The following is an 8,449-nucleotide window of genomic DNA, read 5'->3' on the forward strand; positions in this document are numbered from 1 at the left end:
CCAACCACGCACGCTTGGGTTCGTGGCCTCCGGGTAGGCGAACCACTCCGGCCGGTCACCGCTCCCGGTCAGGGGCTCCCGGCCGTAGCGCACTGTCGGGCACCAGCGCCGCCAACCGGAAAGGGCCGGCGATGACGTGGGGGACGAAACTGCCGTGGGGGCTGATCTGCGGGCTCGGGGCTTTGCAGCTTCTGCGGCCACTGCTGAGCATGGCCGGGGTCTACGAGGGCACCGGGCCGTGGGGACCACTCCTATTGACCGCGCTGCTCGCGATCGTCTGGGTGGGCGTCGTCGTGGCGCGACGGGTCGCCCAGCCGGTGCTCACCCTCGCTCTCGCCGGCGCCGCCTACGGTGTCTTCGCGATCGCCCTGAACCTCGTGGCGCGGGTGTTCCTCCCCGATGCTCAAGGGTTTTCCCCGGCCGGGGCGGTGAGCATCGTCCTGACCAACGTGGTCTGGGGAGCCCTGCTCGGCCTCGTCGCACTGGGACTGCTCTTGCTGTTCAGGCGTCGCGGAGGCGGTGAACCTTCCTAGCCGCCTTCAGCGGCGGAGGGCGACTAAAATAGCTCGCTCGCACCACCGGCGGCACGTTCCCGGCGCGCGCTCGGGGGCCCAGCCCCCGAAAGGGGGTGCTGGCATGCGGGAGATTCCGCGGACGGGGCCGCTGGGTTGTTGTTTTTTGAACGGCTGGGGTCGGGGGCCGTGGGGAGCGTTCTCCGTTGGCTCGTGCCTCGATCGCTGCGCGATCTCGCCAGCCCGCGGGGGCGGTTCACCCGCGGGCGCCAACCGTCCACTCTCGCCGCCCTTTTCGAAAAACAACAACCTAAGCGCCCATGGCCCCTCCGCAAGGCGGGGCCCGCGCGGGGCTGTTGACGACTGTTGCCGGTGTTGCCGGGCAGCAGTCACCAGTGCCTGCCCTGCGGCGAGGGTGACCATGCCGGGTGTCGCGGTGCGGCGCGGGTTACTCGGAGGGCTCGGCGGTGTAGGCGGCCATGGTGCGCTGCGCCGCCGCCCGAGCCTGCTCGGGGTCGGTTCCGGCGGCGATGCTCGCCTCGCTCCAGCGCTGGCTGCTCAACGACATGAACCGTTTGCCCTCCTCGGAGGCGGCCCAGGCCGCGCCCTCTTGCGGGTCCACGGCCGCTCCCGACGACAGATGGGTAGCCAACCCCACGAGTCCCATGTCCCAGCCGATGCCCACGGCCCCGGGGCCGAACTCGGCCCACCGTTCGTCGTCGACGTGGGAGATGTGCTCCAGCTCGAAGCGGGTGCCGCCTTCGGGATCGGCCGACAGCCGAACCTCGATCCAACTGACGTCGCCGCCGTACTCCCACGTCGCGGTGAAGCTTTTGGGCGGATCACACTGTTGGATCGTGCCTCCCGCGTTGCCTTCGAGTTGGTAGTGGCCGTGCAGCCGCAGCTCACCCGAGATGGGCAGGAACCAGCGTTCGATGCGCTCGGCGTTGGTGCAGGCGTCCCAAACGTCATCGATGGTGGCGTCGTAGGTCTGGCTGATGGTCACCACGCGCGCCTCGCCCGCTTCGAGTACGCGCGTGCCGACCCGGCGCCGTACGGCGTTGATCTGGTGGGTGACGTCGATCATCGGTTTCCCCCTTGGTCCGGTGCTTCTCGTCCGGAGTCGTCATCGGAGTCGTGCCGGCGCCGTTCGCGCTTGCCGCGGGCGAGTTCGGTCGCCAACGCCTCCAGCGGCGGGGTCCAGAAGCGTCGGAACCGGTCGAGCCACACGTCGACCTCGCGCAGCGGCTCGGAGTTGACCGCGTACAACCGCCGGGCCCCCTCCGGGCGCACCGTCGCGAAGCCGGACTCACGCAACACCCTGAGGTGCTGCGACACGGCCGGCTGGGAGATCGAGAACTCCTCGCGAACGACGGCGCACACCTCCCCGGAGGTCCGCTCACCTTCGGCGAGCAGTTCGAGAATCCTGCGCCGCACCGGGTCGCCAAGCACATCGAACGCATGCACGCCGTCAAGCTATCAACGTTGCCTTATATAAGGCAATGCTTATAAAAAGGGTATGGCGAGCCTGTTGATACCCGCCATGCGGCAGGTCGAGGGTTAGCTGTCCTTACCACTGCCTGACTGTCGACACACCGGGGCTTCTCGGCCAGCAACCAGACATCCGTCGAGGAGATCTCCCCTTGCGCCCCGGGGATGGTCGCTGGCCACGTGCAATGCCCTTTCCCGGCCGTTGCGCGTCACTCGTCGGGAAAGAGGGGCCGACTGCGCCGATGTCCTGATGTGACAAGAGAGTGGTGAGCGCCCGCGCCGGTGAGGGGAAGGCGCGGGCGCTCACGGGTGCGCGTGGGGAGAGGAGGGGATCCCGCGCGCTTAGGGAAAGTCTTAGCAGCAGTGGATTCCCCGCGCAGGGAGCGTGGCCTCGACGCCAGGGGAGAGGCCGGCACGGGCTGCTGGCGTAGCCGCAGCGCAGAGAGACACGGGGGATGGCACCGGGGAAGCGGCTGGGTGCTCACGCCCTTTGACGAGCCGGCCTGGCATCGGGCCTCCCTCTCGCATGCGTGGGGGATGTTTGGGAGCGCTCCCATAGTAGAAGTATGTTTTTTGTGTTGTCAATCACGCTGTTTATATTTTGTGCTTATCACTGATTTTTTCGCGTTTGCCCAGGTCGACGCTGCCCTGTCGTTGGGATGACGGCAGGACGGAGGCACGTTCCGGCCCGGTGAACCCGGCGACCACGCGAACGGTGCCGAACACGCCGCTCTCCCGCTACGGGGCCGCGGCCAACTACCGCCCCGCACATGGTGGTCACATCGAGAGGCGCAGGGCCTCGCCTGCTGCCCGCGTCACGGCGGTGTGGGTGCTCTCGGCCAGTCGCCTCGGGTCGATCGCCGTGGTCTCGGCGAGGTGGCGGTCATAGCCCACCCGGGTCACCTCGGCTCCGTTGTTGCGTATCCGCTCCGCGGTGGCGGCAAAGTCGAATCCCGCGTCCGCGCGGGCGGCGCCGGCCACGAACACGACAAGGGTGCGCTCCACCGACGCTCGGTTTCCTACAGCGACCATCCGGTCGATTACCTGGCTCATGCTCGCCGCGCCCTCGCGCGTGGCCGACTCCACCATCACGTAGGCGTGCGCGCTGAGCATCGCGGCCCGGTTGATTCCGTCGAACATGTCGGAGCCGCAGTTGACCAGCGTCAGCCCGAAGAATCGCGTCAGCGGTAAAACCGTGCCCGAATAGGTGTGATCTCCGAGCCGGCCACCCCGGCTGTTCGCACGCTCGCTCGGTAGCACCCACAGCCGCTCGCGGACACCGGCCAGGTGCGGTTCGACGTCGTCGAAGCCACCCGCACCGATCGCAGTGTCGACGAGATCGCCTAGCGACACGCGCGGCCGTACCCCCAGCCGCGACGCGAGCGTGCCCGTTCCCGCCGCGGCGTCCACCGCCAGCACCCGGTCGCGGCGATAGTGTGCGAAGGTCATGGCCAGCAGCGCTGCCAGCGTGCTCCTGCCGACCTCGTCCCGCGGCCCCGTCACCACGATCCGACGGCCAGTGGTGATCGGCCGCTGCAACGCCTGGCCGGCGGCTACGGCGGCCAACACCTCATCGGCGGGCCGGAAGGCGCGGAGGACACTGCGCCCCACCCGGTGCAGCAGGGTATCTCCACGGGTGTCGGAGACGGTCACCTCGCCGCCGCGCCGCCCGGTGTGTACCTGCATTGCCCGCATCCCGTTCCTTACGCCGCGGCGGTGATCAGAAGGTGGCGAGGAGCCGCTCGAAGGTGCCCAACGCCCCGACCGCGACGGGAACCAACAGCACCACCGCCACCGCCTCGATTCGACTGGTTATCCGCCGCAGCCGCGCCCGGATGTGCTCCGGGGCCTGCACGCTCAGCACCGTCACAGGCAGGACAAGGGTCACCAGCAGCAGGCCGGCCGCCGGCCAGCCGGCCCATGGGGCCTGACCCGACCAGGCCAGCGCGAAACTCGCCACGATCACCACGGCCGCAGCCAGCAGCGCCGCCTTCTCCGCGACCAGCGGGAACATCCGCGACCGGCTGGCCACCACCACCGCCAGCAGCACCGCAAGACTCGCCGTCCACCACGTGAACTCTGTGGCCAGCCCCCAGCCTGCAACGGCCGCCGCGATCGCTGTCGCCGCGGTGGCCACGGTCACGCTGCGGTGCGCGTTGGCCAGTGCGCTGGCCACATCGGTGCGGGCGACCGTGCCGGCCGCACTACGCCGGTCGTCAAGCACCGTCAGCCCCGACAGGGTCAACGCGACCCGCAGGAACAGGCTCAACAGCACCACGCAGGCCAGGGCCAGCACCACCCCGGTGTCGGCGATACTCAACCCCGCCAGACCACACCCCAGCCACACCAGCGCCAGCGCCAGCGCGACCGTTCCGCCGACCACACCGCCCCTGCCCAATGGCGAGGTCACGCCCAGTCCCAGAACGATCAGCCCCGGCAGCATGGCGAGGCCACCCCATCGCAGCCACCCCGGCCAGGCGTACAGGTCGGCGGTGAACCACACCGCGAGCACGCCTATAGCGCCGCCGCCAAGGGCCAGGGCGGTGCCCAGCGGTTCACGGCCCACCACCCCCAACACCAGGCCCACGGCCAGCAGCACTGCGGCCAGTACCGCCATGACCGCCGCGCCCGCGCCGTCGTGCGTTCCGTTCCACACCAGTGCCCCCAACGCCAGGCACAGCGCGCCGACCGCGCCGGTAGCGGTCCAGCGGGCCGCCTGTGGGCTCCAGTGGCCGGGATGGCCGTTCAACGCCTCGTCGACCGCTTCGGGGACCTCGTGCACCACGGGAGCCGGCAGCGGCTCGTCGCTACGGACCAGGCGCAGGACCGCGCCATCGGTGACGTCGCGTTCAGCCAGCGTCGTGTCGCCGGTGAGGATGCTTCCCGAGGCCGTCGTGAGGTGCAGTAATCGTGCCGGGCCACTCGCCGTATCGCCCAACAGCCGCAGCATCTCGGGCATCAGCTCCCCGATCGGCTCGCGCGCGGGGAGGACCGCGTCGACTCTGCGTTCCGGCCCCACCAGCGTCACCCTGCTCCACGCGGTCATGGCTCCTCCAGCCCCTGCCGTGTTCCAGTCGCCGCTGCGGCACCCCCCGAACCGTCCGCCGCACCCGCGGCTGCCTGCCCACCCGCCGCGATCCGCTCCAGATAGCCGTTGCCCAGCAGCCAACGGATGCTGGGCAGCTCTACCGGGCGGGAGAACCCGCCCGGCTCGACACTGAACCGGACCCCGCCGCCCGGGTGTTCGGCTGTGCTCGGCGCGAGCGAGGCGGTCACCTGGAACGGGTGGATGACCCGGTAGCGGTGGCGGCTCCGCGCCACGTCCTCGCTGTCGGCCGCCGCGGGCTCGTTGCGGGGGGAGCGCACGTAGTCGGGCAGGCCGCGCTCGTTGAAGGGCACCTCCTCCGGGAAGAGCAGCGAGCCACTCTCGGGGCCGAAAGCGTCGACGATCTCTCCCACGGCCAGGGTGTGGGCCACGGAGTCGCCGCTGGCCTCAGCGAGCTTGCCTTCGACTTCCTCGATCAGTTCGGCGCTGCGCGCTGCTGCCTGCCGTTCCTCGGCGGCACTGAGCTGGTCGGGTTCGGCCTCCTCCAGCACCAGTTGGCGGTGCAGCCATCGGGCGGCCTCGTTCATAGAGGTGAACTCCGCGCCGGTGCGTCCCTGCCCGAACTCGATGATGCCCACAGAGAAGCTGTCTTCGTCTTCGGTGAGCAGGTAGTAGCTGGCGAGGGTGCCCTCCGGCGGGCGCGGGTCTCCCGGTAGTACGTAGAGGTCGCGCGGCACCTCGGCTCGCCGCAGTTCCTCGCGCAGCATCGTGAGGGTGACCCGCGCGCCCACCCACTCGGCCGGTACCGGCGGCGGCGCGACGTTGGGCGGGCCCGCCTCGGCCTGCTCCCGTGCCTCACGCTGGCTGGTGAGCTGGCTGCTGACGAACGACCACCCGACCGTGCCCGCGCACGCCACCGCCGCCAGGCACACGCTCGCGATCACCTTGCCGACGCCTTCGTCCAACCGGCGGCGACTGCGTTGCCGACCGAAGAGCACGGCCTCCCGAAGCCGTTGCCGGCGCACCGCGACCGACTCCAGGAGCTGGCTGTCGTAGTCGCGTGCCATCCCGGTTCCTTTCCACGCCTCGAACGCGGTCGGTCACGAAGAGTCCGCCTCCGCGCGCCGCGGGAGGGGCGCCCCGTATGGCGGGGTTCCCCTCCCGCGGGTGGAGTGTGTCGTAAGTCGGGTCCGCTCAGATGCCCTGTACGGCGGCGCTCGCCCGGCTCAGCGCGGTCTGGGCGGTGCCGTCGTTGTTCTCCAGCGTCTGGCGCACCAGGCGGATGATCTCTCGGACCTCGTTGCCGGCATTGTGCCACTTGAGTTCTTTGGCGCTGTACTCGTCGGAAACGCCGGAGGCCTCGAAATCGGCCATAGCGTTACTCACGTCGACGTCATGCTCGCCGATCAGGTTCTCCAGGCGGGCCATGACGGCGTGAATGTTGGTCTGAGCCTCCTGTGAAGCGCCGATGTCGTAGCTGTTGCGTCCGGTGCCGCTCATCGGGACTCCTAGCGGATCGATGCGGTTTCAGGCGGTCTTGAACTTGGCGGCGTCGAAGTTGGCCGCGGCCATGTTGCGCTGGGCCTCGTCGGCCATGGCCTGGTTGCCGGAGGAGAAGGCCGTCTCCATGCCGTACTGACCCTCATTGATCGATCCGAGGCCGGCGTTGAGGTCGGCGGTGATCTGCTCCGAACGCGCCTTGAACGAGTCGAACGCCGCTTTCCCGGCACCGTTGAACCTGCCGACCAGCGGCTCGGCCGCGCTGATCAGCTCCTTGATCAGACTTCCCAGTTCATCTGTTGATCCCGAGGTATTCCGGGCCAGGGTGGTCAGCGTCTGGTCGCCATAGTCCCATCGTGACATTGTTCACCTGTTCCTCGGTCGCCTATCGGGCGGTTGGATGATAACCGGATTCATAGACGCACCCGGCGAGCGATTGGTTTCCGTGGTTCGCTACTGTTTTTCGCTGGGGCGGCAGAATTTCCTTGCGCTTCCGGTGATATGCATAATACAGCAGATAGCACGGGAGATACGGAGTCAGTCCGGCGGGCGTATCGGGGCATAATAGGCATGAAGTTCGAATTGGTTGATACCACCGACTGGAACGGTGTCCAATCGTCGCTCGACGACACTGGCGACCAGGGTGGACAACAGAGTGGCGAGGTGGAAGACAGCACGTCACAAGAGCAGTCGGAGCGCTCGCCCCGCGCCCGGCTGCACGCTTTCACCGCGCGGCTGGCCGGCTACACCAAGGGCGATGCCGCTCGCGCCGGCGAGAGTCTGGCGCTGCTGCGGCAGCGGCTGACCGCGGAGGAGGCGAGGCTGACCGGTTCCGGTCACTCTGCCCCGCCGCCCCCGCCCGCCAACTTTCGAGCGGACGTGTTCGCCGCGTCCGACCGTCAGCACCCGCCACGAATCGCTTGACACCACGCATCCGGAACCGCCCGCACGCAGCGGCTGGGGAGAGGGGAGCGCACGCGCATGTCCGGATGGGACATTCAGGCCGGTGAGGTCAGCAGCATCATGACCGAGGTGAACGAACAGCTCGGAGGCAGCGACGGGGAAGGCGGTCTGGTCGCTCTGATCGACACGTTCGCCGGTCACGTCGAGACCGCCGCCGGCGAGGCCGGCAGCGGCCCGATCACGCTGGCGCTCACCGAGTTCGCCGAAGAGTACGAATCCACGCTGAAAAGCATGGTCGCCAAAGGGTCGAGCGCGGTGGTCGGCTGCTCGAACGCGACCAAGGCGTATCTGGACGGCGATCTGGAAATGGCGGCCGAGGCGCAACAGAACGCTGGAGATATCTCTGATCTCGATCTTTAGAATTCCTGAGCCTGATTTCGGAAGGTAGGGGGCGTTATGTGCCTGTTCCGGTGGCCGGGCGTGCCTATCTCCGCTGTCGAATAAGGCGCGCGACGGAACGGAACCCGAACGGGTTCGCGTCCCTCTCACTCGGATGGGCGACCGGTTTCGTGTGCCGGCGATAACCCATGACAGATGAATAAGTCGAATCCTTTGTGAGGTTGTTGGGTGAGCGAGGGTGTGATCGATCCGAGTAAGATCGTGATTCCGGATGTGGACCCGGATGCGATCGAGGCGGCGGGCCAGGCGCTCAAGGCCGACGGGAGCGATATCGCTCAGGCGGGCCACGACATCGCAGCCTCCTGGGCGGGGTTGGCCGAGGTCTATCACGCCCCCGAGGCCGACACTTTGCTGGCCGCGATCGATCCGGTGGCTACCGCCGGCGACGAGGTGGAATCGGCGGCGGTGACCGCGGGCCAGGCGCTGGTGGACTTCGCCGCGGCGATCCGGCCTCTGCTGGCGCGCTGGCACACGCTCAAGGCCGACGCCCAGGACATGGCGGCCTTCGTCGTCGAGCATGAGGACTGGCGCAGCCAGC

At 68.7% G+C, this 8,449-nt stretch carries 10 protein-coding genes and 1 pseudogene; 4 read left to right on the plus strand and 7 right to left on the minus strand.

The annotated features are described in order from the left end of the window. Window positions 1-131 precede the first annotated feature (131 nt). A complete protein-coding gene (locus ABD848_RS20785; RefSeq protein ID WP_344975314.1) occupies window positions 132-533 on the plus strand; it encodes a hypothetical protein in 402 nt (133 codons plus the stop codon). Window positions 534-960: 427 nt separating this feature from the next. Here the strand turns inward: ABD848_RS20785 and ABD848_RS20790 are convergent, their stop codons facing one another. The 7 genes from ABD848_RS20790 to ABD848_RS20820 all read right to left on the minus strand — a co-directional run bounded on the left by ABD848_RS20790 (window position 961) and on the right by ABD848_RS20820 (window position 6,912). Beyond that, window positions 961-1,599 (minus strand): SRPBCC family protein, encoded by a 639-nt coding sequence (locus ABD848_RS20790; RefSeq protein WP_344975317.1) that lies wholly within the window; start codon window positions 1,597-1,599, stop codon window positions 961-963. After that, window positions 1,596-1,979 carry an ArsR/SmtB family transcription factor gene (locus tag ABD848_RS20795; RefSeq protein ID WP_344975320.1) on the minus strand — a complete coding sequence of 128 codons (384 nt, stop codon included), beginning with the start codon at window positions 1,977-1,979 and terminating at the stop codon, window positions 1,596-1,598. Before ABD848_RS20795 ends, ABD848_RS20790 begins: the two co-directional genes overlap by 4 nt. 801 nt (window positions 1,980-2,780) lie before the next feature. After that, window positions 2,781-3,689 carry a MinD/ParA family ATP-binding protein gene (locus ABD848_RS20800; protein ID WP_344975323.1) on the minus strand — a complete coding sequence of 303 codons (909 nt, stop codon included), beginning with the start codon at window positions 3,687-3,689 and terminating at the stop codon, window positions 2,781-2,783. Window positions 3,690-3,723: 34 nt separating this feature from the next. Beyond that, the gene (gene eccD / locus ABD848_RS20805; RefSeq protein ID WP_344975326.1) at window positions 3,724-5,049 is read right to left on the minus strand and encodes a type VII secretion integral membrane protein EccD; all 1,326 of its coding nucleotides are present in this window, start codon (window positions 5,047-5,049) and stop codon (window positions 3,724-3,726) included. After that, on the minus strand, window positions 5,046-6,116 hold the full coding sequence (locus tag ABD848_RS20810; protein WP_344975329.1) for a TNT domain-containing protein: 1,071 nt from the start codon (window positions 6,114-6,116) through the stop codon (window positions 5,046-5,048). Before ABD848_RS20810 ends, eccD begins: the two co-directional genes overlap by 4 nt. Before the next feature lie 127 nt (window positions 6,117-6,243). Further along, on the minus strand, window positions 6,244-6,549 hold the full coding sequence (locus ABD848_RS20815; protein ID WP_344975332.1) for a pore-forming ESAT-6 family protein: 306 nt from the start codon (window positions 6,547-6,549) through the stop codon (window positions 6,244-6,246). Window positions 6,550-6,576: 27 nt separating this feature from the next. Next, window positions 6,577-6,912, minus strand: a complete 336-nt coding sequence (locus ABD848_RS20820) for a hypothetical protein (protein ID WP_344975335.1) — start codon at window positions 6,910-6,912, stop codon at window positions 6,577-6,579. Between the two features lie 207 nt (window positions 6,913-7,119). Here ABD848_RS20820 and ABD848_RS20825 point away from each other — a divergent pair, with 207 nt between their 5' ends. The 3 genes and pseudogenes from ABD848_RS20825 to ABD848_RS20835 form a co-directional block, all read left to right on the plus strand. Beyond that, on the plus strand, window positions 7,120-7,473 hold the full coding sequence (locus ABD848_RS20825; RefSeq protein ID WP_344975337.1) for a hypothetical protein: 354 nt from the start codon (window positions 7,120-7,122) through the stop codon (window positions 7,471-7,473). Between the two features lie 57 nt (window positions 7,474-7,530). Next, a complete protein-coding gene (locus ABD848_RS20830; protein ID WP_344975339.1) occupies window positions 7,531-7,872 on the plus strand; it encodes a DUF6507 family protein in 342 nt (113 codons plus the stop codon). A gap of 207 nt (window positions 7,873-8,079) precedes the next feature. After that, window positions 8,080-8,449 (plus strand): annotated as a pseudogene (locus ABD848_RS20835) (hypothetical protein); the annotation flags it as partial.

This window comes from Salinactinospora qingdaonensis, from assembly GCF_039539445.1.
Classification (GTDB): domain Bacteria; phylum Actinomycetota; class Actinomycetes; order Streptosporangiales; family Streptosporangiaceae; genus Salinactinospora; species Salinactinospora qingdaonensis.